Below are 26,699 nucleotides of genomic sequence, written 5' to 3' on the forward strand. Positions count from 1 at the left end.
CCATGTCTTCCGCTGCCGCATCACATCATTCCTCCCACGTGATTTCGACGGATTTCCTGATTTTAGGCGCGGGTGTGGCAGGCCTTCGAGCTGCAATTGAATTAAGTCGATATGGTCGTGTCACCATGGTCGCCAAAGGTGGGCCACAAGACAATAATTCTTTCTATGCCCAAGGAGGCGTAGCGGTCGCGCTCAGCGAGGAAGATGACGTGGTTCTCCATTTGGCAGATACTCTGAAAGCCGGCCATCAACTCTGTTCCCGGCCAGCCACCAAAATACTCGTTGAAGAAGGACCCTCCCGTATTCATGAATTGATTGAATGGGGAGCGAAATTTGACACAGTGGATGGCAAACTCGCGTTCACCAGGGAAGGCGCCCACAGCCGTCATCGAGTATTACGAGCCGGAGGGGATGCCACCGGCAGCGAAATGGTTCGTGCACTCAGCGTCAAAGCCCAAACCCTGAAAAACCTGACCTGGATGGGAAATCATGTTGCGGTTGAGCTATGCATCCAGGACGGACGATGCTGGGGAGCGTTAATCCTTGATGAATTGAGTGGGACTCTTAAGATCGTCTGTGCTCCCGCCACACTTTTAGTCACAGGGGGGGCCGGGCAGGTCTATGCTCGAACCACCAACCCGGCCAATGCGACCGGAGATGGCATTGCCATGGCTTATCGGGCGGGTGCCATTCTGGAGGATATGGAATTCGTCCAATTTCATCCAACCGCCCTGTATCTCCCATCCAGTCCTCCTTTTCTGCTGTCCGAAACTTTACGAGGCGAAGGAGGGATTTTACGCAATAATCGCTGCGAGCGCTTCATGAAAAACTATCATCGAAGCCAGGACCTCGCACCAAGGGACATCGTCTCTCGGGCTATCTGGACGGAAATGCAACGAACCAAAGCTCGTCATGTCTATTTAGATGTGACGCATTTGGGGGCCGCATTTTTGAAAGAACGGTTTCCTACCATCTACTCGACCTGCTTACGATACGATATTGACATCACAGAGGAATGGATCCCGGTTTCCCCCAGTGCTCATTATTTTATGGGCGGCGTTAAAACCGACCTGGATGGGGCTTCCACCATCCCAGGCCTGTTTGCGGCAGGGGAAGTAGCCTGTTCCGGAGTTCACGGTGCCAATCGACTCGCGAGTAATTCTTTGCTGGAAGGTCTGGTCTTTGGCTATCGGGCAGCCCAAGCCGCTTCCTCTTGTTCGACGATCAGCTCCTGCCCTGACTTTTCAAATTCTCCGCTCCTCCGAAAACCCAGCGGACGGAAGATGTCCACTCAAGATGTGGAAAAAATCAGAAACTCTTTACGGCGTCTAATGTGGTCTAAAGTCGGATTGGTGCGAACGGGGAATTCTCTAAAGAAAACCGTCGATCAGGCTCAGCTATGGTCATCCAAGCTTTCAGCAGCCCCGTGGAGCCGGCCTGGACTAGAAACCCGGAATATGGTTTTGGTTGGACAATGCATTGCGGAAGCTGCACTTTGGCGATCCAATAGCGTGGGAGCCCATTTCCGTGAAGATTTTCCGTTCCATAAAGGACTCGCCTGGAAAACTCATAGCCGGTGTCAACAGGACAATGACGCCAAACCCACTGCGGTTATTACCCCAAAGAATACAAAAAATACCACACGGCATTGAATGTTATTTCTATTGAGGGCGCGTGATAACCGGCCCCAACCATCTTTCCAAATTATCCTGGAAACCCCTCCATAATGCCATCGTGATTGGCCCACTCTTTCCTTGACCTATAGGATCTTCTCCAACTTGAGAGACCGCCATCACTTCCAGGCCTGTGTTCGTCATAAAGCATTCATCGGCTTGAAGCACGTCCATAGGGGAATATGCCCCTTCCTCCACCTCAATTTTTAAATCCCTGGCTAAGGCGATCACCACTTCTCGAGTGATCCCCTCCAGGATTCCGCAGGCAACAGAAGGAGTATGTAATCGGTGGTTTGCCACAAAAAAGATATTGCTCGTCGTACATTCCGTCACATGACCGTCCATATTCAACATCAGGGCGTCAAACGCTCTTGCCTGTAAGGCTTCCTGCTTGGCCAGAATATTGTTGAGAAAACTCAGCGACTTAATTTGAGGTGATTGGGCAGATTCCGGATTCCGTCGAACTGAAACGAGTTGCACCCTGACTCCCTGCTCCCGCATTTGGGCAGGATAGGCCACCACAGACCTCGCCATCACGACAATAGTCGGGCGGGGACAAATACCAGGGTCAATCCCGAGTTCCCCTTCACCTCGAGATATCGTTATGCGGAGGCTGGCATCCTCAAGTTCATTTCGAATCAACATTTCGGTCATGATGGCTTCCCAAGCGTCATCCTGGATCGGAAGAACCAGACCGATCAGATCACAAGATCGTCGAAGACGTGCCAAATGTCGTTCTAATAAAAAAATGCGCCCCTGATAGACACGGAGGGTTTCATAGACACCATCCCCATATAAAAACCCATGGTCAAAGACCGATATTCGAGCATCCTCTTTTTTAACAAACTGATCGTTGAGAAAGATCCACATCTCTTATACCCGTTTCGTCGTCAGTAATTCCCTTTCAGAACCTGGAAAAAAGCTTCGGCCTTTTTGAGCGTTTCCTTATACTCCCGCTCAGGGTCCGAATCAGCCACAATCCCCGCTCCCACCTGGAGATATCCCTGTCCCGCCGTGAGCCATAACGTGCGAATGGCAATATTCAAGTCAAGATCCCCGTTCCACCCGATAAACCCAATCGACCCGGTGTAAATTCCCCGACGAACGGGCTCAAGCTGTTCGATGAGTTCCATGCAATGGACTTTAGGCACTCCGGTAATCGTCCCTCCAGGAAACGTGGCTCGAATAAGGTCGAAACCATGGCAGACGTCACTCAAACGGCCGGAAACCTGGGAGACCATATGCATGACATGAGAATATCGTTCCACGGTCATCAACTCATTGACTCGAACGGATCCGTAGTCGCACACCCGCCCCAGGTCATTTCGAGCCAAATCAACCAACATGAGATGCTCCGCCCGTTCCTTGGGGCAAGACAACAGATCTTCCGCCAACCATCGATCAACTTGAGGTTCCATGTCCCGAGACCTGGTGCCCGCGATAGGACGCATATCCGCACATCCCCCTGAAAGCCGTACTAATCGTTCCGGAGAATTACACACGATGACATCAGATTCCAAAACGAGGAAGGCCGAATGGGGGGAAGGATTGACCTTCCGCAATTGCCGATATACGTCGGCTCCCGCTTCGGCTTGGCTTGCAAAACCATGAGTCACTCCCTCAACCCGGAATCGATGAGAGAGATTAGCCTGATAAATATCTCCGGCAGCAATGAAGTGCTTGCAGGCACGCACGCGATCCATATATTCCAAAGACGATTGCTCCCCATCTATGCGAAGCGAGGACATGGCGGAATCCAACTTCGTTGAATGATTCTCAGGGATCATCACTTTGGCTTGGAGATCAGACAGGCGCGCCTGCCCTTCCCGAAACAAGTGATCCCAGCTTTCGCCCGCCAATCGCTCAGGCGAAGGTGCAAATATCAGCCAGACCCCCGGAGCCTGATGATCCACGGCCACAAAGATCTCGACAAACAGAAAGTACAAATCAGGAAAATTCAGATCATCCGGCAGACACTCGGGTAGAACCTCAAACGTACGGGCAAGGTCATAGCTGAAACAGCCGATCGCCCCTCCCTGAAACGGCGGGAATTGGTTGCCTGAACCGGCAGTCTGCCCCACGAAGGTACGCTGCAACATCGCAAATGGATCACCGATGTACTTTTCCTTTTTACCCAACGAAACCGTTTCATACATGTGCCCCTTCCCCCGGACCACGCGATAGGGATCGCACCCCAAATAAGAAAAACGGCACGCCACCCCTTCTTGAACCGCGTCATGCTCCATGAAAAATGAATGTGGAGCGTAACCGGTCACCAGGCCAAAGAGATCAAAGGGATCTTCAAAAGCGGGGGAGCAGTGCTGAATAAGGGGAAAACACGAGGTCGAATGAAGCGAGGCATGAGTGCCTCGTTCGGCATGCTTGGGAATGGAGGACAAGGGTTAAGGACTATCTGATGAAGGATTTTCTAAGGCCCGCATGGCGTCCTCGGGAGACAACAACCCCTCTTGCACCAGGTTATCAAGCAGATCTTTGGCGGCTTTTTCAGAAGAGCGTCGGATCCCGCGAACCCGTACACCGGGCGGATAAAACCGAAGAAAATCAGGATTCGTCACCCGTATGGTGACCGTTTCACTTTCCCCATAGGGTGGAAGATCCTTTCGATTACTGGGAATCCTGAAAAAATGTTTTCCCTCCCCAGTCATACCATCCGATCCCTCGATTTTGATTCGATTGGAAATTTCTTTCCCGGAAATTTCCAGCACAGAATCCACTACCAGGATTAAGGAATCTGCAATCAACGGATCCCCCGTTTGGTTTTTGACCTTCACCGTATATTCTACTTCACTGACAGACGTTAATATATCGTTACCGGAGAAGGGATCGAGCTGCTTATATTGAACAACAGGCACCACCCCACCCGTTAAATCCGGCAAATCATCCACCCCTGAGGAAGTGGCTCCCAGGGGATTCTCATATGCTGCAAACGCCATGATCAGGAGGAACACCAACTGCTTCTTCATCATAATGTCGGCCTAAATATTAGTAACAGTACTGAACCAGCTAAGAGGCTTCATGATTCTCTGTCTTGATCAGGCGTACCTTACCATACCATTATTGAAAAATGGGACCTTTCTTGCTTGACATGATTCGTGATTTTTTGCTTGAATGTGTCCCCTTCCGACGACTCGCCTGGCCGATTAAAAAAATGGCACCTTCTCAGGATCCAATGTTTGCGGGGCTGGGACAGGCAATGCGAGTGGGGACGGACCTTCTTGCCGCCCTTATCGTCGGTGGATTCCTTGGTTGGTTAATTGATTCGTATGTGTTGGATACCACACCGTGGGGTGTGGCGTTAGGATTGGTACTGGGATTAATCGCTGGAGTTCGCAATGCCTACCGTGCAGCTCAGCGTTGGAAACAATGAGTCACTAGACACAAGGTTTAGTTTTGGAAGATCCGTTACATCCCTTCGAGCTTCATAACTTTCTCCCGCTTTCCTTTTTCGGCCTTGACATTTCCGTCAATAAGGCCGTCTTGATGATGTGGGTTGTGGTGGGGCTTGTTACGCTTCTATTGATGAAAGCTGGTGGCGCCAGGGCATTGGTGCCTTCTAAGCTCCAAAGTCTTGGAGAGTTGCTGGTCGACTTTATTCGCGGAATTATTCAGGACACGATGGGGGCCTCTGGGATGCGATATTTCCCCCTCATCAGTGCCCTCTTTTTGTTTATCTTATTTTCAAACCTGGTCGGTCTCATACCTGGATCTTATACGATTACCAGCCAAATTATTGTGACCGGGGTGTTTGCTGTAGGCGTCTATCTCCTCAGTCTTATCATAGGATTCCAACTCCATGGCGCTAAATTCTTTGGGATACTTGTTCCTCCTGGCACACCAGGATGGCTCCTTCCCCTAATGATTCCCATTGAATTAATCAGCCAACTGGCTAGACCGATCTCTCTGGCCGTCAGATTATTTGCCAATATGACTGCCGGACATGTCATTCTTGGGGTTTTGTTCGGCCTTACCATAGCAGGCGGGCTTATGATTGGGTGGCTGCCTTTTTCATTTACCATCGCACTCTATGGCTTGGAAGTCGGAATTGCCTTTATTCAAGCCTATATTTTTACAGTTTTAACCTGCGTCTACATTGGTGACGCCATGCATCTGCACTAAATCACGCTCGAACAAAACGATAAGGGAACACTCACAATTAGTCCCTTTTAAACTGGGAGGACAACACTACAATGGATTCTGCAGCAGCAGCACTTTTGGGAATGGGCCTAGCGGCCGCGGGCTTTGCGGGCGCCGGGATCGGCATCGGGTATATTTTTGGAAAAATGATTGAGGCAGTCGCCCGTCAACCAGAGGCAGAAGCCAGGGTCGGCAAGTATATGTGGATCGGGTTCGCCCTGGTCGAAGCCATCGCGCTCTATGGGCTGGTCATCGCCTTTATCATCATGGGCAAAGGATAAAGGGCTCCTGATCTATGCCACAATTTGACTCACATTTCTTTTCGTCACTGATATTCTGGGAACTCCTCTCATTTGGGATCCTTCTATGGGTGCTCTATAAGTACGCTTTGCCCCCGATCCTGGAAACGCTGGAAGCCCGGGAACGAAAGATCAGAGAAAGCCTCGACCAGGCCGAGCAGAACCGAGTTGCAGCAGAGGGAAAGCTCAAGGAATATGAAACCAAGCTTCAGTTGGCTGCCAAAGAAGTGGAAACGATCCTGACAGAGGCCAAGCAACAGGCTCAACGGCTACTTGAGGAAAACGAGCAACGGCTTCGCGTGGAATCACAGAGGATTAAAGAGGAAACGACCCAAGACATTGATCGTGAGCGGCGGAAGGCCATTCAAGACATTAAAACCCAATCGGCTGAGTTGGCCATTTTGGTTGCCGAGAAGGTAATTGGTCGAAGTTTATCGGACGATGACCATCGGCGCTTTGCACAGGAAGCTCTAGAGGCAGTCGCCGCCCAATCAAAAAACTAAGTATTTCCCAATTTTTTTAGAAGATCCTCCATCCCAGGAGGCATTCTTTCCGGGATCGCTCCTATCAAACCTTCGTGCATAATAAAAAAGAGGGAAGCATCGCTTCCCTTTTTTTATTGCCACCCTGAATTTTATTGCCACCCTGAACCCATCAGACAATAGTACATAAGTAAAACTCTCCCGGTTGACCCATTCGCAAAAATTTTGGCAAAGGCATTAAACCGGACCTGATGGAAGGTTCCCTCCTCCGGCCCGATACCCTTCCAAGTCAAGTGTGATCGTTTGAAATCCAAGCTTTTTAAATTTCTCCACTAACCGGGATCTTCCTGGTTCTTCCATCAGAATTCCCATTTGCGTCGGCTCTATCTCGATTCTCGCCAAATCGCCGTGAAGGCGAACCCGCACTTGCGTAACCCCTTGAGCCACCAAAAAGGCCTCGGCCTGTTCTACTCGGGAAAGATAGGCCTTCGTAATGGGGAGCCCACGGGTAATTCGTGAAGACAAACAAGCGGCGGCCGGCTTATTCCAATTGGCTAGCCCCAACCCTTTGGCCAATTCCCGAATATCCGCCTTACTGAGTCCCGCCTCAACCAAAGGACTCCGCACACCTAGCTGTCTGGCCGCATTAATGCCCGGACGATCTTCACCCAAGTCATCCACATTGGTCCCATCCACAATGGTATGAAACCCCACGGCATCCCGAAGACTGGAAAGCAATCGGTATAAATCCGTTTTGCAATGGAAACATCGGGTTGCATCATTTTTGACAAATGACTCAATTTGCAACTGATCCGTTTCGACCAATTGCAAAGGCGCGCCGATCGCTGCACTTAATTGTTTGACCTCTTCCACTTCCAGTGCCGGAAATGTTGGCGAAACCGCCGTCACGGCCTTGGCCTGAGACCCAAGTATGTCAAATCCAACCTTTAAAACGAGTGTGCTATCGACCCCGCCAGAAAATGCAACCACCACCGATTCCATATCGAAAAAGAGTTCTTGCAAGGCCTCATACTTCCCCTGCAGAGTTGGTTCAAGGCTGAGCATAGAGAGGGAGACTCCTTTTCTTGTTCGTGGTCGACTGATTTAAGACTTCAGCAGCTGATCGACCTAATTGGCCGCAAGCTCCCAACACATCGTCTCCCCGGCTTTTTCGGAGAAACACATCCAGGCCTTTATTTCTAACAATATCTTGAAAGGCATCAACCACACCTGGTGACGGACGTCGAAAGGGATTACCCGGAAACTCATTAAACGGAATCAAATTCACCTTACACCGGATCCCCTGTACAAGCCGCACCAAACGTCTGGCATCTTCAGGTGAATCGTTGACGCCCGCTAACAACACATATTCAAACGTCAGAGGGCGTTCGCTGAATTGAGTATATTGACGACAGGCATCAAGCAATTCAGATAAATCGTAGCGCCCATTCACTGCAGGCATCAGTTGTCCCCGTTGTTCATCGGTCGTGCCATTTAAGGATATGGCCAGATTCACGCCTAATCGCCTCACATCTGGAAATCGCGGGATCCAGCCCGCCGTGGACACCGTGATGCGTCGTGGGGAAAAACCCAAGCCCCACTCAATATTGGTGAGACGCTGGATCGCATCGGCGACCGGCTCAAAATTCACCAACGGCTCTCCCATTCCCATGAACACCAGTGAAGACAGATGCTCATCTTCCGGCAGATAAGCTTGGACATTCAACACCTGCCCGACAATTTCATGGGCGCGCAAGCTTCGCTTCAGGCCCATCTCGGCCGTCAAACAAAAACCACAATCCAGTGTGCACCCGACTTGGGAAGACAGACACAAGGTCCGCCGACGGCCATCCGGAATCAATATCGTCTCTACAGCCAAGCCATCCTCTAAATTCCATACAAACTTAACTGTGCCATCGCTGGCAATCGTGGGAGGTAGAGATTCCATGCGGTGAATAGTCGCTACCTCCTGCAACCTGCCCCGATCGGTCTTAGACAAGTTGGTCATCGACTCAATATCCACTACACGATGCTGGTAGAGCCATCGCAGAATTTGACCTGCCCGATATCGTGGCCAACCGAGTTCCTGTATGAAGGCACTCAGTTCATTTGCGTTGAGGGCGAGGAGATTGAGAGGGGGGGTATTTGCAGTCATCACGTTTAAGTCCAACAATCAAATAATTCATCAATCATAGCATCCTTATCTTCCCAAGCCATCTTAAAAATATTCCAGCCTGTCTCAATATGCTCGGTTTACACCTAGAGCCTGTCTGTCCGGGGTGATCAAAGCGAAATGGCGACTGAGCAAAGCCGAGGTTTGACGATTTCACTGGCCCATCGTGGATGGTTCAAGAAAACGGAGAAATTTTGACCGCGTAGAAACCTTTACAGCCGATTCCTCCCAATTCAGAAATTTTCCTAGGTAGGACTACACCACAATATGTTGTTAACTCATTCATGAAATGCTTTAAACAACGTTTTACTCCATAGCATATTTTCTGACTTAAATTCCGTCAAAAAATGAGCCGCTTACATTATCGCTCATTATTGTAGAAATTTATGTCAATTATCATCACTCTCAAACCAACCATTCCAAACGCCAATACCACGATACAATACCTAGTTAATAAGGCACATTCACATACTGCAAGAACGACTATCCTACCAAATATTGAATTCACAGAATCATAAACCACTAAGTTTAGGCTTTTCATTTTAATAGATTAATTTCATAATGATCACTTCACAAACAGACCATTGACTTATAATAAACCAATCGCAATTTGCATATTTGTTTGAAGGCAACCTTTAATAATAAAAATTTAAAGCTTGCTTGTTGACTTTGCTTTAAAACACGAATAGAATTAGACTCAACATATGGTGGAGTTCGCGAAATGGAGGATCAAAATGACCAGCTTAAAGATATCAGTGATGGGCTGGAACAGCGCATTAGTGTTTATGAGCGAAAACTCAAGGATCTTCAAAAAAAACGGGAGCAGGTAGGTGAGGAAATCGCGACGGTTGAGAAATACCTGGAGTTGGCAAAAACCCTTTATCGCGTCGAAGCTGACAAAGCGAAGCTGGCGAGTCTCTCCAGCCAGATCTTCTCGAATAAGGAAGGGCATCTGTCCTCAGCCGATACGGATGTCGCGTCTAAGTCGAGGGAAATTCTCCTAGGCCGAAGCAAATACGTGGGTATGAGTGTACCTGATGCGGTGTACATGGTTCTCCAAGAGATCGGTCGTCCACTACATGCCAAAGAACTTTTTCAACGCCTCAAAGAAGGCGGGATGCCGATCCGGGGAAAAACTCCAGTCACATCAGTTGCCACATCCTTAAAACGCGATCCTCGGTTTCGAAAAGTGGGGCCCAATACATTTGAAGTCAATCACGAGAAAACATTAACCAAAGCCGTCTGACCCGCAATGACGGGCATGATCGATGATCTGAAAGGGGGTGAGTGAATTGGCAGCAACAAAAAAGAAAGCCGCTCCAAAGAAAAAGGCCGCGGCCGCCGCGAAACCCAAAGCAAAAGCAAAGACCAAGAAGAAGTAGCTGTAGAGCCCACCTGCAGTGCCACTGGGAGTGGGGCCACCCACTCCCAGTGTGTTTTTCCTTCTAACTCCCTTAAACACTCACATCACTGATTCGCATGAACGTAACCTGACGCTTGGGATTTCCGCAGACTTCAGGTATGCTGGAAAACGTTCTTTCCCACATTATCTATGCCACTATCTGCTACCGAATATCACTCGTTAACCCGCATCGCCATTCAAGCCGCCCGGCAGGGCGGAGCGATCCTTCTCGACTACGCCAAAAAAGGATTTCAAGTCCATCAAAAGGATCAAGCCATCAACCTGGTCACCGAAGCGGACCTGCGTTCAGAGGAAGCCGTCATTCAGACCATCCGACAGGCATTTCCCGAACACCAGATCCTCAGCGAAGAACAGGGCCTGCAGGACATCCCTTCCCATCCCGTCAAATGGATTGTCGATCCTTTAGACGGCACCACCAACTTCACCCACGGCTTTCCAATGTACAATGTCTCTATCGGCGTGGAATATGAAGACACATGCGTTCTCGGAGTGGTCTATGATCCCACGCGAGACGAACTGTTTCTGGGACAACAAGGGAAGGGAGCCACACTCAACGGCACACCGATTCATGTCTCGGCGACACCTCAATTAAACGAAGCGTTGCTCGTCACCGGCTTTGCCTATGACGTGCACACCGCCAAAGATAACAACCTCAAGGAATTTTGCGCATTCACCCTACGCGCGCGCGGGATGCGGCGCACCGGCACCGCCGCGATTGACCTCTGTTACATCGCCTGCGGCCGGTTCGATGGCTTTTGGGAGCTACAACTCAATCCGTGGGACACTGCGGCAGGAAAAGTCATCCTGGAAGAAGCCGGAGGAAACCTCACCGATTACGCGGGAGAGCCCTACTCCATCTATGGAACCACCCTTATCGCCACCAACGGCCATATCCATCAGGAAATGGCTGAGGTCCTTCAGAAATGTCGTCAAGAATAAATTCTTCATCATATCGTTGATCGATACCGGATCACGATTTCATCAAAGTCTCTTTCGTCCAACCTTCTCAGTACCCCTAGTCTTTGTATAATTCTTCACAAGCTTCCTGTTATGTCGGATCGGCAAGCAGCAGCTGAATTTTTAGTTCGGTTTCCTCATAGCTGCCTTCACCGATCTTGGTGTATTGAATATTTCCCCGCTTATCGATCAGATACAGCGTCGGCCAATAACGATTGCGGTACTGCCGCCAGTTCCCGAATTCCTGGTCGATTGGCACGGCATAGGAAATGCGGTGTTCCTGAATGTAGCCTTTGACCTTTTCCACATCGTATTCATATTTGAATTCGGGCAAATGCACCGCAATCACAACCAGTCCTTGCTTGGCAAATTTGTCGTGCCATTCTTTGATATAGGGTTCAATATTCAGGCAGTTCCAGCATCCAAATGCCCAAAAATCCACCATCACAACCTTTCCACGGGGATTTTTCATCTTGAGTGGCGCTAAGTTACCACGCCGGACTGATAATTTCTGGGACAGAAACATTGGTTGCCAAACCTAGGGTGACAAAATAGAAGAGAATACAGATCGGTCCTAAGAGAACCAAGCTCCATGAAGTTTTCCCCCAATCATCAAATCTCCTTATTAAATCTCTCGACTCCATTTTCTGAGTCCAACCGCATGGGGGGGTTCGTACATCACCAAATGGTCTTTTTCTCAGCTTTTTACACAACCCATTTCAAAAAACTTATAGTTGCCAGCTTTCGGCAAAAAGACCCAAAACCATTGACGCCCCACCCGGCTTCATTGGATCGGAAGAAAGAAGGCACAGGTAGGTGGAACAACTCGCTATGCCCATGCAAGGCCCGCCGGTTAAATAGGATATTCGACTACGGTGAGGGACGGCAGGCGTCGGATAAGGAGAAGTACAGGGGTTTACAGAGCATTATCAATGGCATGACTCAATAATAGGAGCGGCCTGGAAATGATTTGGAATAACGATGAGAGAGCTATCTGTTGTTTTAAGGAAAGATGATGAGAGAGAAAGGATTCATGGTGAGTGAGGAGAACGTGGAAGATTCGAATTATTGACCAGATGGTGGGTTCTGATTTTGAAGATCACAATGCATCCCTTGAGTTCAATCTGCAATTCATAGGTCTCACAAGGATGTCCATTTACATTCAGAGAACTCCCCACATAATCACCATGCTCTCCCCAACACCCTCTCATAAGAACAGATAAATTACCGGCCCTAAACGTACCTAACTTAACTTATGCATCTACCCCATATCCCTGAAACTATGCTCGGGGTTGCGTTCGGCGGCGAAGTTTTTCGACCACGAGCTGCGAAACAGGACGACGGCGCGGTCCCGGCTGTCTTTGACGACCAGGGCATCTGATGGCGGTTTAAAGGCCTCCACATCGCCCACCAACCAGGCACTGGATTCATAGGGCAACACATCCACCACCACCTTGACGCGGTATTCGCTTTGTAGACGAAATTCCAATACATCAAACTGGAGTTTTCCGACGGCAGCTACAAAAGATTCCAGGCCATCCAGACTCCGAAGGATTTGAATGGTCCCTTCCCTGGCGAGTTGCTCGATCCCTTTGTCGAACGACTTCCGCATGGTGGTATCAGTGGGGCGGACCCGAGCAAAGACTTCCGGTTGAAATTGTGGAAGCGGTTTGTAATTAAACGCGTCCGCCACCGAAATCGTGTCGCCAATCTGAAAAATCCCTGGATTGATAATCCCAATGACATCACCGGGATATGCCACATCGACCGTATTGCGTTCCTTCGCCACCATACTATGGGGCCTTGAGAGCCGCACCTCCGTGTTGGTCCGATGATGTTTCACCACCACATCCCGCTCAAATCGCCCGGAACAGACCCGTAAAAAGGCCGTACTATCGCGATGGCGTGGATTCATATTGGCCTGGAGTTTAAACACATAGGCGCTGAATGGGGTCTCCACCGGATCAATCATCATTTCACGGCCATCCGGGGTATCCGCTAATCGACCGTGAGCGGAAGGCGCGAATTCCACAAACGCATCGAAAAATGCTTCCACGCCGAAATTGGTCATAGCTGATCCAAAGAAGACCGGCGTGACTTTTCCATTTTGAAACTCATCTTTCGAAAACGGGTTCCCGGCAATATCCAGCAATTCCAGATCATGCATCAATTCATCCCAGATATACCCGGCCATCCGGTTTTTCACTGAGGGGTCGTCCAACGAGAGTTCCATGAGGTCCGGTTTCGACGCCCCTCCCGCAGCCGTTTTGGTATAGAGCAACACCTTTCTGGTTTGCCGATTCACGACCCCGAGAAAGTCTTGTCCGGACCCGATGGGCCAGTTGATGGGACTGGCATGAATGCCCAATACGTCTTCCACTTCTGCCATGAGATCCAGCGGGGCCCGTCCCGGCAAGTCCATCTTGTTAATGAAGGTCAATACGGGAATCTGGCGAAGACGGCAGACTTCAAATAATTTTCTGGTTTGCGTTTCAACGCCCTTGGCGGCGTCAATGACCATGATCGCGCTATCGGCCGCCGTGAGTGTCCGGTAAGTATCCTCGCAAAAATCCTGATGGCCTGGCGTATCCAACACGTTGATAACCGCCCGTTTATAAGGAAATTGCATCGCCGAGGCGGTGATGGAAATTCCGCGCTCCTGCTCCATTTCCATCCAATCCGAGGTGGCCATTTTCCGGTTTTTCCGCCCCCCTACCATACCGGCGGTGCGCACCAGCCCTGAGTAGAGCAGGAGTTTTTCGGTCAAGGTGGTTTTGCCGGCGTCCGGATGGCTGATGATGGCAAAGGTCCGACGCTTATTCGCTTCTGACCGGATTTCTTGTTTGAGTTGGATGGTCGTCATATTACCTTTTTGGCGAATAGGCCCGATCGATTATAATTTCTCCAACTGACCCTGCGCCCGGGCCAGGCTCAGGCGAGAGGCATTAAAGGTGAAGAGGCCTTCAATCAAATTATCTCTGGCTTGTGCCACACGGGTTTGCGCGTCGGTGACTTCGAGATTGGTGGCAACACCGACCGCAAACCGTTCACGGGATAATTCCAATTCCGTGAGGGAAAACTTCAACCCTTCTTCCGCAACCGCCACTTGCTGTTTGGCCGAACTCAATGTGATCAGCGCATCGCGCACTTCCAAACCCACCTGATATTGTACATCCTGTGTCCTGATGGCTTCCTGCCTGACGAGACTGCGACTCTCTGAAATTCTGGCTTCCCGCATTCCCCCATCGAAAATCGGCACCCTCATTAATACCTGGACATTGTCGGTGGTCAACGCATTGGGGATTTGATTACCAATCATGCCCACATCGCCCAAGGCCTGAATGGAGGGCACCCGTTCGTTGGTCACGGAACTTAACGTCAGGGAAGCCAGTCGCTCACGATTCTGCTGTGCCTTCAGTTCAGTCCGGTTTTCTTTTGCCACCTGCAAGGCTTCTCCAACGGATTGTTCAGAGACGTTTTCTAATTTCATGACATCGGTAAGCACCAACTGCACATCAAACGACAACCCCATCGCCCGAATGAGATTAAGTTTGGCACGATCCCGGTCATTTTCAGAGACCAATAATCGCTGTCTGGCGTTTTCCAATTGAACCTTCGCCCTCGTCACATCAAGGCTGGTCGCCATGCCCGCGGATTTTCGTTCGGCCGCCAAACGCAGTAATTCCTTATTCAGCGCCACATCCGCCATGCGAGCATTCACTGCCGCTTTGGCTCGAAGCGTTTCCAAATAAATCAGACCTGTCGTCGCCATAGTATCCCGTTTAGTGACTTCTGCATCCAATCCTGCCACATCGACTCCCGCCTTGGCAGCCCGCCATTTTTGGATGAGACTCAAACTGAACACATTCTGGGTGAGAAAGGCCCGCATTTCGTAAAAATCCCTGGGACCAACGACGGTGGCATTCGAGCCAAAGGACCCTGTAAAGAATCGACGCCGGGCGGCGCCTGCCGTTCCTGAAAGATTGGGCAATAATTCGCCAAGTTGAGTATTGGCTCTATCCTGCGCCTGTGCAATACGTTCTTTAAACAACCGGACCGTGGGATTTTGATCGACGGCGGCCTCCATGGCTTCCCGCAAACTCAACCGCAACTCGGGAAGATCCCGAGCCGTGGAAGATTCCAGCGGAGTAGCCCACGTCACCGGGCTGGATCCGCCCGACACTCCGATGCTCACCACAAATAGCAACACCACCTTCCAAACCTGTCCTACCATCATATCCATTCCCTTCGCCTCTTGACTACAGAGAGCCTCCCGAGGGTTGTTGAGCCACCAATTGAGGCTTTCTTTTCACGGCCCATTTGCGTTGCGTATCAATGACCAAAGTAAACAAAGCCGGAATGACAATAAGAGTGAACACCGTGGAGACCAAGAGGCCACCCAGGACCACACTCCCGATCCCCCGGTACAGCTCGGATCCCGCGCCAGACGAGACCACAAGCGGAAAAAGGCCAAAGAGCGTCGTGAGTGTCGTCATCATAATCGGCCGGACGCGGATTTTGACGGATTCCCGAATCGCCTCCCGAAGCGGTAATCCTTGCCACAATTCTTCTTCAATCGAATCCGTCTGGTCCCGTCCCTTCATGAAATTTAAGGCCTGGTGCACCACCAGAATGGCATTATTAACTACCACCCCGATGAGAATGACAAAACCTAACATCGTCAACACATCTAATGGCTGGTAGGCAATAAAATTATTGACCAGAGAAAGCCCCAGAAAACCACCGGCTGCGGCAAACGGCACCGTAAATATAATCACCAGGGGATAGAGAAAACTTTCGAACAAGGCAGCCATCAACAAATAAGTTATCGTAAAGGCCAAGAGAAAATTCCATTTTAACGCCTCATAGGTTTCTGTGAGATCATCAGCCGTCCCCGACAACCGGACATTATACAAACGTCCTAACGTCCCACTTTCTTTCAATGGCCCAAGGATTTTCGTTCGAATGACATCCATCGCCTCCTCCAGCGCCATCTCAACGGGCGGGATCACCTGAATGACAATGGATCGTTCCCGTTCAATATGATTAATTTGTTCCGGCCCGGAGACTAATGTGACATCGGCAATATTGCCGACCGTCGTCAACTGCCCGCCTTTGGTATAAATCGGAATGGAATTGAGCGACTGCGTCTGATTGGCATACCGATCGACCCCACGAATCGTCAGATCAACTTCATCGCCCTCAAATTGGTAGTCGCTGGCCTTTGCCCCATCGACCAGGGCGTCTATTGTAAATCCGAGTTCCTGATTGGTCATCTGCACATCGGCTGCCCGATCCCGTTTCAGGGTGACACGGACTTCCGGGCTTCCCAAATCCAAACTGGGAATAGGCCTGACCTGCGCCTCGGGCAGCACCCCTTTTACCTGACCGAAGACTTGAATACCCAACCCCACCAGCGTATCCAGCTCCGGCCCGGTTATTTCAATATCAATATTTCGTCCCTCGCCCAGGCCACGTTCAAACAGGCCGCGTTGGGTGATAATACCAATCACGCCTGGAAGATCGGCCGTGGCTCGGCGAAATAGAGGGATCAATTCTTTGACTCGGTCGGGATCATTCGTCCGACCACCCATAAAGACCGATCGCCCACGCGCCACATAGAAAAAATTGGCAATGCTGGGTCCATCCAAGGCAGCTTCTTCCGGGGAACCAGGCTTCGCGTCCCAATACGGGCCTAAGGTCGATTCAATCGGCTTTCCCATTTTGACAAATTCGTTGGCGTTATAACCCGGCGGAGGCAGCAGAATACCGATGACCAGGTTCCGGTTTCCCTGAGGAAGATATTCCGCCTTCGGCAACAAAGCCCAGCTTCCCACCATGGCAAGCGAGGTGAACCCCAAAATGGTCACACTTCGCCAGAACACACTTCCACTGAGGTCATAGACGAGAGATCCCAATGCCTCTTTGATACGGTCCAACCCGGAAGGCCGTCTTTCCGACAAGCCCTTTTCCGCCAATGTTGATGGATCCCAAACAGTGGAAGCTTCTCTTGTTTTGGATTTTTTGACCGTCTTTAAGACTCTGGCAGATAACGAAGGAATCACGGTCATTGACACCACCAGGCTCAAGCCCACACCCGCACTAATCGCAATGGCAATGTCTCGGAATAACTGGCCCGATTGTTCTTCCATAAACACAATGGGCACAAATACCGCAATCGTGGTGAGGGTACTGGCCAGCACTGCCCCCCAAACCTCGACAGTGCCATCATAGGCAGATTGAAATAACGATTTTCCCAATTCCCGGTGACGGTAAATATTTTCCAGCACCACAATCGAATTATCCACCAACATACCGGCAGCGAACGTCATTCCCGCTAAACTGATGACATTGAAATTCCGGCCCAACGCCCACAGCATAATAAACGTTCCCATCATGCTGATCGGAATGGCCAGACCGACCACCAGGGTGCTACTGCCCGTGCGGAGGAATAGATACAGGATGGAGATCGCCAAGACACTCCCGACGATTAAATTTTGCTGGACAAGAGATAGTGAACGGTTAATGTAAATGGTTTCATCATAGACCTGAAATAACTGAAACCCTCGTGCATTCAACGTTTCTTCATTGAGCTCAAGAGCAGCCTCGCGCAGACCGTCCATGGCTTCCAACACATTCGCGCCGGTCTGCCGAATCGCGTTGATCGCGATGGCGGGATGGCCTTTTTGTCGCACCACAACGGTTGGATCCTTGTAATCAATATGGGCGGTCGCCACATCCCGCACATACACCGACGCGCCATCACGCCTGGCAATTATGACATTTTCCACATCCTGGGGATTAAGATATTCCCCCACCGTACGTACGACATACGACCGCTTCCCCTCATCGAAATCCCCGGCACTGTAATCCCGATTCTCCTGATCTAACGCTTGAGCCAGATCCATAATGGTTAACGCTCTGGACGCTAGTTTAGCCGGATCAACCGTCACTCGAAGCTCCCGCTCCCGCCCGCCGTAGACATTCGAAGCGGCGACACCCTTGACCCGTTCGAAACGGGCCTTGATGATATCCTCTGCAAAATCCCGCATGGTTTCAATATTGACGGGATTACCTTCCAAGGTGTCTAAAATAAACCAGGCCATGGCGGCCCCACGGGTATCCGCACTGCTAATGACGGGTTCATCCGCCTCAAGCGGATACTCCTTGACCTGATTCAACCGGTTGGAGACTTGGAGTAAGGCCGTGTCGGTATTCGTTCCTGTGGGAAATCGAAGAATGACTTTTCCCTGACCATAGGAACTTTCGCTGAACATTTTCTCCAGGCCTTCGACACCTTTGAGTTGCTCTTCCTGCTCATCAATGATTTCCCGCTCGACTTCATGCGGGCTTCCCCCAGGCCACATGGTATCCACGGTGACTTCATGTTTTTCCACATCGGGTGCCAATTGAACCGGGAGCTTCACCAACGCCACAATGCCGAACAACACCACTAAGAGCACACCCACTGCGGTGCTGACCGGATAACGGATAGCGGAATGAACCAGATTCATGTTTCTGTCGGCTCCTCTAATATCCTGACCGATTGACCGGGCAGGAGGCGCTCATTCCCTTCCACGACTATCTGCATGCCTTCTTCAATAGCTCCCTGTACTTCAACCACGTCCTCAAAATGGGCTATGGGAATCACCGTGACCTGCGTGACGGTATTATTATCAACAATAAAGGCGAATTCCTTGCCCCCTTTGAGCACCAACGCATCCTTGGGTATCACGACCGCCTGGTAAGGAGCGCCCACGGCTAACTTCACCCGTGCGACCATCCCGCTTTTAATGCGTAAATCCGGATTGGCCAGCACAACCTTGACCGGAAATGTCCGTGCCGACCGATCGGCTTGCGCGACGACGGAAAAGACTGTTCCTTCGACCTCATCCCCAGGCAAGGCATCGAACACCGCCATCACTGGATCCCCGACCCTGACATCCCGCACATATTCTTCCGGAAGCGGCACTTGCACCTCGACCTGAGACAGGTCCACCAATTCCACCACCGGTCCACCCTCTTCGACCCATTGGCCGATTTCCGTATATTCTTTCGTGATCCAACCGGAAAAAGGCGCCAGAATCCTGGATTTGGTCACTTGATCACGAACCAGTCGAATTTCCGCTTCTAATTGGATCAGCCGCTTTTCTAGAGCGCTTTCTTCAACAACCGCATCGTCCATTTCTTTTTGAGTTACCAATTCCTTGGCAAACAACATCTTGCTTCGGTCCAAATCCCTCTGGGCCTGTTCATGGCGGGTTTTGGATTCACGATGCGAAGCCACTGCCGAGTCAAGACGAATGTCCAGGGTGTCTGTTCGAAGACTGGCGAGCAGTTGTCCTGTCTTAACAAACTGACCTTCCTTACCGGGAAAGGCCTTGACCAGGCCTGCCACTTCACTGGCCACAAGGCTTCGCTTGCGTGGCTCCGCTGTTCCCACCAATGAAACCGATCGCTGAACCTGCTTACTCAAAACGGTCACGACCTTGACCGGCGAGGGCGGACGTCCCGTTGGCGGCTGGGCGGCCTCCTGTTCGCTGCACCCCTGCAATCCCTGCACAGCTAGGATCAGGCCAAACACCAACCAGATGCGGCTTTTAGGCAGATATGTCATACGTTTATATTGACCTTTTTCATGTTGAATTCCCGAGGCCGTTAAGCAACAAGGACCCTAACCACTCGCCTTTGTCCACAAGTGATTCTTTCGGGCCTGACTGGAGAATCCAAAGATAGATGGTGGAGTTTAACATGCCATGAAAGGCCAAAGAGGTATCTTTGGGATTCACTTTGCGGAATTCTCCGGTCTTGATACCCTCCTTGATGAGATTCGCGACGAGATCAATTTGCGCCAAGTACCGTTTCCACACCCGCTCGCCAAACGCGCTTTTCACCGTCCATTCAAACCCGCTCCACTCGGAAACATAAATACGGAAGAACGCACGGTTTTGATCAGCGAAGGCTAACTTTACCTGAATCACTGCACGTAACTTTTCCTGGGCAGGGAGACGGCTTTGCGTCGCTTCTTCCAAAAGGCGGAGTAAATCCTCCACCTTGGCTTCCACCAGAGAGATATAAATGTCTTCTTTGCTCTTAAAAAACCGGTACACCGTCCCCATGGCAAATTGAGCATCCTCCGCAATCTCGGCCATGCTGGTTTTGAAAAACCCGTTCTGAGAAAACTTTCGCTCAGCAGCTAAGAGTATTTCCTCCCGCCGGGCTTCATATTCCCGCTGCTTTCGTTGTGCTCGAGGATTGGAAATCACTTTCATAAATGACCTTTTACTGAAAAAATTCTAGCCGGCTTTGAATACCTATTCTAAAATATGAATACTCATTCCACAACATGACATTCTGATTCCATTCCTTTTCGGTCCTATTGGTCCTTTTCTGATAGGAAAAATTTACCGGGAACCCTATTTCCTGAGTAGGACTCTGATTTTGAGCTACCTTAGGGTCACTTTACAGCCATTTTGCCCTATCAATGGGCAGAGGAAGGGTAGCCCAAGACCTCGATCCACCCACCCTCTCATTCCTTAATCTTTCATGCATCTATTTTAATAGGAGAAAAAGAGAAGGGTAACACCCGGGCAGAGCGCTGAAACCCCGGCCGATCTCTTTCCAGGTGTGGAAGATATCTGCCAGGAGTGACAAGATAGGAAAGATGATGTGGGAAGACCGGCTCCCTCAAATTCTCGGGAGTCCTACAAAATGGGGCTCATGGGAAGATAGCCGAAAGGATATTACAGACACCCTATAAAGATCTGGGAGGGATATAGGTGGCCCTTCCTAAATTGGTTTAGTTTTTTGTACTTGCAATCCACCCATTCGGTTGGCTCTGAATTAAATATTGCCCCCACCATGCCCTACAACCGAGTCTCTTCGCGAAAGAATCCTAAAAACAGATTTCCGCAGAGAAAAGCACCGCCTATTAATAAGCCTCCCACACCCGTATACACGAATATTTCCGTGAGAAAATGCCCATGAGCCGGACCACGCCCGATTGACGGAGCCAGGAGAAACATGGTCAGCCAGGAAAGTGAATACAAACTGCTGAGGCCGAGAAAAATTGCGGAGGCTTTTTTGTATTGGGATTTCATTCCAGACATCATGGTCAGAATGATCAGTCCCAGAGAAAATGCGGCAATCCCTGTTCCATGGAAGTGAGCACGTTGGGCATATCGCCAGATCTTATCCGCACTTTTGGCATCATGTACTGCCGGATTCGCTTCAATGCCCTGTTTAATATAATCTTTATACAGATCTTCATTTAGACCGAAGAGAATCCCCATTCCCACACCAAACATCAGCCCCAACAGCACGAGGCCCAGCCCAACTCTCACAACTTGAATCTCCCGGGTCATCATGTTCACTCCTCACCTCCAATCGTCTTGTCATAAATAATGTTGGTCAATCGCGTTTCTCTCAAAATCCATCTCCTATCCTTCACAGACATGCGGTCATAAAGATGATGAGGTATGCCCAATCCCCACTTGTCAGTTCCCCGAATGTGTTGAGCTTGTTGCTTTTCTCAGACAGGTGAGCATGGAGCTTGTGGATCACAACAGCTCATCTACTGCCGGCCATTCTAGATTCGCGCGCACGCCTCCCAACGTTGATCGGTCCAAGTACAATGAGCCGCCATACAGCATGGCAATATCAAAAACGATGTCCAACCCCAGACCGCTACCCGGTATGGCTTCATCGAGCCTGCGTCCTCGTTGAATGACCACAGCTTCCTGGCCTTCGGGGATACCAGGACCATCATCTTCCACAATCACCCGCCATTTGTCCCCCGCCCGCTCTCCACGAATCTGAACTTCTTTTTTGGCCCATTTACAGGCGTTGTCTATAACATTGCCCAACATTTCTTCTAAATCCTGGACATCGCCATGAAAGTAAATCTCCTCCAGCCCGATGAGATGAATGGTGAGGGCTTTACCCTTGTAAAGATGATCCATCGAAAAACGCAAATCCTCCGCTATGGCCCCGACTGGCGTTCGGATACCCACAAATCGATTCGCCCCCGCCGCTCTGGCCCTTGAGAGGTACCGGTGGACCGAGTGGGTCATGTTCTTCAATTGCTCTCCCATCAGACTCCCCTGCTCCCCCTCCATGGCACGGGCCTCATTCGTCAGGACCGTCAATGGATTTTTCAGCGCATGAGCTAAATTTGCGGTTTGAGTTCGAGCTCGCTCGAGGAGAGCCGCATTATGATCTAAGAGCGCATTCAATTCCGAAACAACCGGTTGCACTTCCCCTGGAAAACTTTCCGGAAGCCTGCCTGTTTTTCCCAATCGTGTTTCCGCCAAGGCCTGTTGTAACCGGGAAAGCGGGCGTAACCCGATCCGAATCTGAAAGAACACGGCACCCACTAATCCTACCCCCAATGCGGTCAAGGTGATCAACAACATTTTAGAAAATTCATGGACATCCTGATCAATATTGGAAACGGGACCCGCCACCACAAACGTAAAGGAGGCGGTTGAATCAGGCAGCGTGACATTTTCAACGAGACCACGTAACGGCATTCCGGCCGGCCCCGTGAGAGCCTGATGTTGCAAACCGGTCCCAACGCCAGGATCGGTGACAGCAAGGCTATGCTGCCACAGGGAACGGGAGCGGGCTGCTAATTTTCCATTTTCGAGGATTTGCCAGTACCAACCGGATAAGGGCCGATGAAAGCGAAGATTGGAAGGAGTCCATGTCATCTCTAACACTCCGGACTTGGTCGAAATGTCGCTGGCCGCAATATTACCCTTGAGCTGATCAAACAAGAAATCATCAAATCGGCGTTCCACATGAGAGCGAAACAGAAGCATTAGCAGCACACCGACCACCACAAGAGTCGCCACCACCCACACGCTCGATAGAATCAGCAGACGCAGGGCTAGCGTATTACGTTTCATGATCGAACTCTGTGAGTTGGTACCCCTTACCCCGGTGAGTACTGATAAAAGAGGCCCCTAGCTTCTTTCTCAATCGATTAATTAAGACTTCGATCACATTAGAATCCAAATCAAAGTCCTGGTTGTAGATATGTTCCGTGAGTTCGGTTTTAGAAATGATGGCATGAGGATGATGAAGAAAATAGGATAAGGTACGAAATTCCAGCGCAGTCAACTCCAAAGGTTGATCCTGGATGGTCACCCGTTGGCTACTCGTGTCGAGAGTGACCGGCCCCCAAGTCAGGATTGCGCTGGCGTGGCCCGCCGCCCGCCGAATGAGAGCCTCTATCCGGGCCACGACTTCTTCAAGTTCAAAAGGCTTGGTAAGATAATCATCCGCTCCCGCTCGTAAACCCAACACCTTTTCCCGCCAAGTATCTCTCGCCGTTAAAATAAGAATTGGCATCGTGCGTCCCGCTTGGCGCCAACGTTGTAACACGGTTAACCCTTCACATTTCGGAAGACCCAGATCAAGAATCACCGCGTCATAGGATTCCGTCTGACCGTAAAACTCTCCTTGCTCACCATCAGGAGCTACATCCACGACATACGCTGCTCGCTGCAGCGCATCGACTATTTGCCTGGCTACTTGGGAGTTATCTTCAACAACGAGTACTCTCATGAGATCAACGGGGGACAGAGGGTGCTTATCATGGTGAGGGATCTCGCTGCCCTTTGACCATGAGAACCGCCATTGTTTTGGCGTCGTAGTCGATTTTCAAAACATTGCCCTGCGGGGTCAGAAGCTTGACCTCATAAATCCAGCGCAAATTCTCCTCTTCTAATTCCAACTCAAGAATGATTCCCTCAAACTCTTTTTGCACCTTTTGGAACAATTGTTCGACAGGAACCACTTCCGCCTTTAATTGTTGATACCCGGGAATGTCGTCATCCGGATAAGCTGGTGGGAGAAATCCGAACAGGCCGATCATAACCCCGACGATCCACGGTAATGCAATCCTATCGTTTTTGGATATTTTCTGTCGATCAAGGTTCATTTTCTCTTCCTCCTTTCCCTTTGCGGCCATATGGGAAAACCTCTCTGGAGCAAAATCTTATCATGACCAACCTTACGCCAAGCTTAAAATTCCGTTAAGCGCCAAATCAGGACATAAGACCTACCTGATCTATCATCATTCACAAAAAACACACCCAGAGGATCAACACGTCATGAACGGTAGTCGAAAGGGTGAATATTCTCGAAGGCAAGAGACAGCAAGAACGGCCATCGAGGACGACAAATAGGGCGTGAAGAAGCCCAGGACCGCGACGACCCATAGGTCAAATCGAACCCACCGATACGAAGGTTTCCCTCTGACATAACTTTCATTTTTTCCCATCCAGCCCCCCTCCTCATCATCCCTCCGGAATATACGTTGGATTCTATGAGTGCATAAACAATGGATCAAAATCCGAAAATAACCCGTGCAGCAGCAACTGAAAAATTCTGATGTTCTGTTCTTTCCATCCCGAATCCGAATTGTATTTTTGCATGTTTGGCTAAACGAACATGCAGTTGGGGCATCACTAACAATAAATCAGGGCGCTTTGGTCGAGATTCCCAATTCATCTCTAATCCCATATGAAATTTTTTCGAGAATGAATAAATAAGGTTGCCATTCACCAATCCCTCAAGATGCCCGTGAGACCCGATGTCCGTCAGGCGCAATCCCGTCATATTCAACATACTCCAATGCCGATTGAACTGATATCCAAATACGTAGAGCAGATCATTCTCAAACCCTCCACCACCTTTAAACTCTCCAGGATCACCTTCAAACTCTCCACTCGCATCTTCAAACTGTGCAAGATGCCTATGGTATTCCCCGATGTATTGCCAGCCGTGAATAAACCGACTATTTCGGAAAAAATCAAAGGTACCTTGCAATCCCAGTTTATAGGCTTTCACGACACCATTTTGCATCGGCAACTCAAATTCAATCCCATAGCCATCTGCAAAGGCGTACTCGAATTCAGGATTGAATCTCATGGCATCGTCTTTGAAATTATATTGAGACAGGGCATTGAACTCGTACTCATTTTTATAGGCTCCCAAGGGTAACACCAAATCAAACACCATGGGCTCGGGGAGACGAGGGGAGTCGCTATATGTTCCACGTTCAGAGGCGTGGATTACATTCGAAATAGTCATAAGAAAAAGAAACCAGACTGCAATTAATGAATTGTTCATTCCTAATTTTCTCTCCGTCCCTTCTCCATAAATTCATAACCCTGCTCCTATCTAGAACCGCATCCTAACGATCCAACATTTAAGCCAGGCTGAAATGCAATTTCAGCGTGGCTTCAGGATGGTGGGAGTACAATCCCAAACAAATATGGCCAGGCTTGAGACACACAGAAAGGAGGTTCAAGGAAAAATCGGGGAGGTCAACGGATCCATCATTCGTGGCATGTAGATGGTGGGATGATTGGTTGGGCTATCAGCCGAAACAAGCCTTAGGTGCCTTACACATCAACCCTTTTTCAACCAAGGAGAAACATCATGAGCAAACACATTATCTTCATGACCGTCGGATTACTTTTATTCAGTACTCTCACTCTCTGGGCGAAATTCCAGGGACCAGGAACGCCTGGCATGACGACTGTATCTGCCGCTCAAGAGGCGGTTGATGATTCCTGGGTGGTGCTTAGCGGCACCATTCTTCGCCAAGTGGGAGAGGAACGCTACCTTTTTCGAGATGCTACTGGGACAATGATCGTCGAAATCGATCACGAAGATTGGGGAAATGTCACCGCCAACCCGGAAACCATCCTGCGGGTATCGGGAAAAATCGATCGAGAATGGGGGACGACGGAAATTGAGGTGAAACAAATCGAGACGGATAATGTCAAGTCCAGACCTGAGCCGGTTGCAATCGGACCATTCCGATCAGACCAACCCAATTGACGGTATGCCGACTTCAGACCAGAGCGTAAGCCTGCATCAACTGCATTAAGGAGGAACGGTCTATCAAGGCTTCACACCCTCCATCAGTTGGTGGAGGGTGTGAGCAACAGAATCGCCGGAATGTTGATCCTGAATGCATTTTCGTAATCAGGTCCCGACATGGCATATGAACTTAGCAGATTAACCGAGCAGATCTTTTATAACGATTTAGATGATACGCATGAACATCAGAACCGTATTGCAGTTTTATCCATCAAAAGATCCTCGTAGATTCAGCCAACCAAGGAGGACCTATGAAACATCTATATATGCCCGGCGGAACCCATGCCTGGTATACCCCCGGACAAATCTTTACCTGGCTTCAAGAACAGCGTTATCAGGTTTTTAGTATTCTGTATGATGACCAATGGTATGTAGTTGAAGCTCGTGATCCGGACGGCACATGGGTTGAATTGAAGGTCACACCCAAAACCAGAACCATCTTTGCGTGGAAATTCTTCGAAGAACCCTGCTGAGATCTTTTGTAGGGTGGATAGATTGCCTAGACCTGCTGATTGAAGTCCTACAGAGAATGAGACGGCAAGAGGGCTATGCTTCCAAAATTCGTGAGAGCCCTGCTTTTTAGATTTGGCACTTTGCGTTCAGGGAATAGAGTATCATGAATATTTCAGAGGCCTAACT

General features: G+C 49.9%; 25 protein-coding genes. 9 read left to right on the forward strand and 16 right to left on the reverse strand.

Annotation, left to right across the window (positions count from 1 at the left end; genetic code table 11):
- Positions 1-2: 2 nt before the first annotated feature.
- Positions 3-1,652 (forward strand): L-aspartate oxidase, encoded by a 1,650-nt coding sequence (nadB, locus tag ACWHYD_RS17730; RefSeq protein WP_447963344.1) that lies wholly within the window; start codon positions 3-5, stop codon positions 1,650-1,652.
- Positions 1,653-1,661: 9 nt separating this feature from the next.
- On the opposite strand, the gene ACWHYD_RS17735 is transcribed toward nadB, so the two are convergent.
- From ACWHYD_RS17735 to ACWHYD_RS17745, 3 genes are read right to left on the reverse strand one after another with little or no spacing between them, the layout of a single operon-like run.
- Positions 1,662-2,543: an aminotransferase class IV gene (locus tag ACWHYD_RS17735; RefSeq protein WP_447963345.1), complete on the reverse strand. Its 882-nt coding sequence runs from the start codon at positions 2,541-2,543 to the stop codon at positions 1,662-1,664.
- A 20-nt stretch (positions 2,544-2,563) separates the two neighbouring features.
- Positions 2,564-4,072, reverse strand: a complete 1,509-nt coding sequence (locus ACWHYD_RS17740) for an anthranilate synthase component I family protein (protein WP_447963346.1) — start codon at positions 4,070-4,072, stop codon at positions 2,564-2,566.
- A 3-nt stretch (positions 4,073-4,075) separates the two neighbouring features.
- Positions 4,076-4,660, reverse strand: a complete 585-nt coding sequence (locus tag ACWHYD_RS17745; RefSeq protein ID WP_447963347.1) for a hypothetical protein — start codon at positions 4,658-4,660, stop codon at positions 4,076-4,078.
- Positions 4,661-4,779: 119 nt separating this feature from the next.
- On the opposite strand from ACWHYD_RS17745, the gene ACWHYD_RS17750 reads away from it, so the two are divergent.
- The 4 genes from ACWHYD_RS17750 (at position 4,780) to atpF (ending at position 6,630) form a co-directional block, all read left to right on the forward strand.
- A complete protein-coding gene (locus ACWHYD_RS17750) occupies positions 4,780-5,061 on the forward strand; it encodes an AtpZ/AtpI family protein (RefSeq protein WP_447965895.1) in 282 nt (93 codons plus the stop codon).
- Between the two features lie 23 nt (positions 5,062-5,084).
- Positions 5,085-5,810 (forward strand): F0F1 ATP synthase subunit A, encoded by a 726-nt coding sequence (locus tag ACWHYD_RS17755; RefSeq protein ID WP_447963348.1) that lies wholly within the window; start codon positions 5,085-5,087, stop codon positions 5,808-5,810.
- 71 nt (positions 5,811-5,881) lie between these two features.
- The gene (gene atpE / locus ACWHYD_RS17760; RefSeq protein ID WP_312644477.1) at positions 5,882-6,109 is read left to right on the forward strand and encodes an ATP synthase F0 subunit C; all 228 of its coding nucleotides are present in this window, start codon (positions 5,882-5,884) and stop codon (positions 6,107-6,109) included.
- A 14-nt stretch (positions 6,110-6,123) separates the two neighbouring features.
- A complete protein-coding gene (atpF, locus tag ACWHYD_RS17765) occupies positions 6,124-6,630 on the forward strand; it encodes a F0F1 ATP synthase subunit B (RefSeq protein WP_447963349.1) in 507 nt (168 codons plus the stop codon).
- A 216-nt stretch (positions 6,631-6,846) separates the two neighbouring features.
- Here atpF and larE read toward each other — a convergent pair whose 3' ends face one another.
- Entirely contained in the window at positions 6,847-7,674 is an 828-nt protein-coding gene (gene larE, locus ACWHYD_RS17770) for an ATP-dependent sacrificial sulfur transferase LarE (protein ID WP_447963350.1), read from the reverse strand.
- Positions 7,661-8,764, reverse strand: coding sequence for a 23S rRNA (adenine(2503)-C(2))-methyltransferase RlmN (gene rlmN / locus ACWHYD_RS17775; RefSeq protein ID WP_447963351.1), 1,104 nt, complete (start codon positions 8,762-8,764; stop codon positions 7,661-7,663). Before rlmN ends, larE begins: the two co-directional genes overlap by 14 nt.
- A gap of 739 nt (positions 8,765-9,503) precedes the next feature.
- Between rlmN and ACWHYD_RS17780 the strand changes: the two genes are divergently transcribed.
- Both ACWHYD_RS17780 and ACWHYD_RS17785 read left to right on the forward strand, forming a co-directional pair.
- The gene (locus ACWHYD_RS17780; RefSeq protein WP_447963352.1) at positions 9,504-10,028 is read left to right on the forward strand and encodes a winged helix-turn-helix domain-containing protein; all 525 of its coding nucleotides are present in this window, start codon (positions 9,504-9,506) and stop codon (positions 10,026-10,028) included.
- 306 nt (positions 10,029-10,334) lie between these two features.
- Positions 10,335-11,144, forward strand: coding sequence for an inositol monophosphatase family protein (locus tag ACWHYD_RS17785; protein ID WP_447963353.1), 810 nt, complete (start codon positions 10,335-10,337; stop codon positions 11,142-11,144).
- 109 nt (positions 11,145-11,253) lie between these two features.
- On the opposite strand, the gene ACWHYD_RS17790 is transcribed toward ACWHYD_RS17785, so the two are convergent.
- From ACWHYD_RS17790 to ACWHYD_RS17840, 11 genes are all read right to left on the reverse strand, one after another.
- Positions 11,254-11,688, reverse strand: a complete 435-nt coding sequence (locus ACWHYD_RS17790; protein WP_447963354.1) for a redoxin domain-containing protein — start codon at positions 11,686-11,688, stop codon at positions 11,254-11,256.
- 735 nt (positions 11,689-12,423) lie between these two features.
- The gene (locus ACWHYD_RS17795; RefSeq protein ID WP_447963355.1) at positions 12,424-14,025 is read right to left on the reverse strand and encodes a peptide chain release factor 3; all 1,602 of its coding nucleotides are present in this window, start codon (positions 14,023-14,025) and stop codon (positions 12,424-12,426) included.
- A gap of 30 nt (positions 14,026-14,055) precedes the next feature.
- Positions 14,056-15,405, reverse strand: coding sequence for a TolC family protein (locus ACWHYD_RS17800; protein WP_447963356.1), 1,350 nt, complete (start codon positions 15,403-15,405; stop codon positions 14,056-14,058).
- A gap of 16 nt (positions 15,406-15,421) precedes the next feature.
- The gene (locus ACWHYD_RS17805) at positions 15,422-18,676 is read right to left on the reverse strand and encodes an efflux RND transporter permease subunit (protein WP_447963357.1); all 3,255 of its coding nucleotides are present in this window, start codon (positions 18,674-18,676) and stop codon (positions 15,422-15,424) included.
- Positions 18,673-19,779: an efflux RND transporter periplasmic adaptor subunit gene (locus tag ACWHYD_RS17810; RefSeq protein WP_447963358.1), complete on the reverse strand. Its 1,107-nt coding sequence runs from the start codon at positions 19,777-19,779 to the stop codon at positions 18,673-18,675. The genes ACWHYD_RS17805 and ACWHYD_RS17810 overlap by 4 nt, the downstream gene beginning before the upstream one ends.
- Before the next feature lie 19 nt (positions 19,780-19,798).
- Positions 19,799-20,434, reverse strand: coding sequence for a TetR/AcrR family transcriptional regulator (locus tag ACWHYD_RS17815; protein ID WP_447963359.1), 636 nt, complete (start codon positions 20,432-20,434; stop codon positions 19,799-19,801).
- Between the two features lie 594 nt (positions 20,435-21,028).
- The gene (locus ACWHYD_RS17820; protein WP_447963360.1) at positions 21,029-21,535 is read right to left on the reverse strand and encodes a hypothetical protein; all 507 of its coding nucleotides are present in this window, start codon (positions 21,533-21,535) and stop codon (positions 21,029-21,031) included.
- Between the two features lie 186 nt (positions 21,536-21,721).
- The gene (locus ACWHYD_RS17825) at positions 21,722-23,071 is read right to left on the reverse strand and encodes an ATP-binding protein (protein ID WP_447963361.1); all 1,350 of its coding nucleotides are present in this window, start codon (positions 23,069-23,071) and stop codon (positions 21,722-21,724) included.
- The gene (locus ACWHYD_RS17830; RefSeq protein ID WP_447963362.1) at positions 23,061-23,732 is read right to left on the reverse strand and encodes a response regulator transcription factor; all 672 of its coding nucleotides are present in this window, start codon (positions 23,730-23,732) and stop codon (positions 23,061-23,063) included. Before ACWHYD_RS17830 ends, ACWHYD_RS17825 begins: the two co-directional genes overlap by 11 nt.
- 28 nt (positions 23,733-23,760) lie before the next feature.
- Positions 23,761-24,108, reverse strand: a complete 348-nt coding sequence (locus ACWHYD_RS17835; protein ID WP_447963363.1) for a PepSY domain-containing protein — start codon at positions 24,106-24,108, stop codon at positions 23,761-23,763.
- A 407-nt stretch (positions 24,109-24,515) separates the two neighbouring features.
- On the reverse strand, positions 24,516-25,301 hold the full coding sequence (locus tag ACWHYD_RS17840) for a hypothetical protein (RefSeq protein ID WP_447963364.1): 786 nt from the start codon (positions 25,299-25,301) through the stop codon (positions 24,516-24,518).
- Positions 25,302-25,613: 312 nt separating this feature from the next.
- Between ACWHYD_RS17840 and ACWHYD_RS17845 the strand changes: the two genes are divergently transcribed.
- Positions 25,614-26,018, forward strand: coding sequence for a NirD/YgiW/YdeI family stress tolerance protein (locus ACWHYD_RS17845; RefSeq protein WP_447963365.1), 405 nt, complete (start codon positions 25,614-25,616; stop codon positions 26,016-26,018).
- 293 nt (positions 26,019-26,311) lie between these two features.
- Complete coding sequence (locus ACWHYD_RS17850) at positions 26,312-26,533, forward strand: hypothetical protein (RefSeq protein WP_447963366.1); 222 nt, start codon at positions 26,312-26,314, stop codon at positions 26,531-26,533.
- The last annotated feature ends 166 nt before the right edge of the window (positions 26,534-26,699 follow it).

The sequence above is a fragment of the Nitrospira sp. Ecomares 2.1 genome (assembly GCF_965152585.1).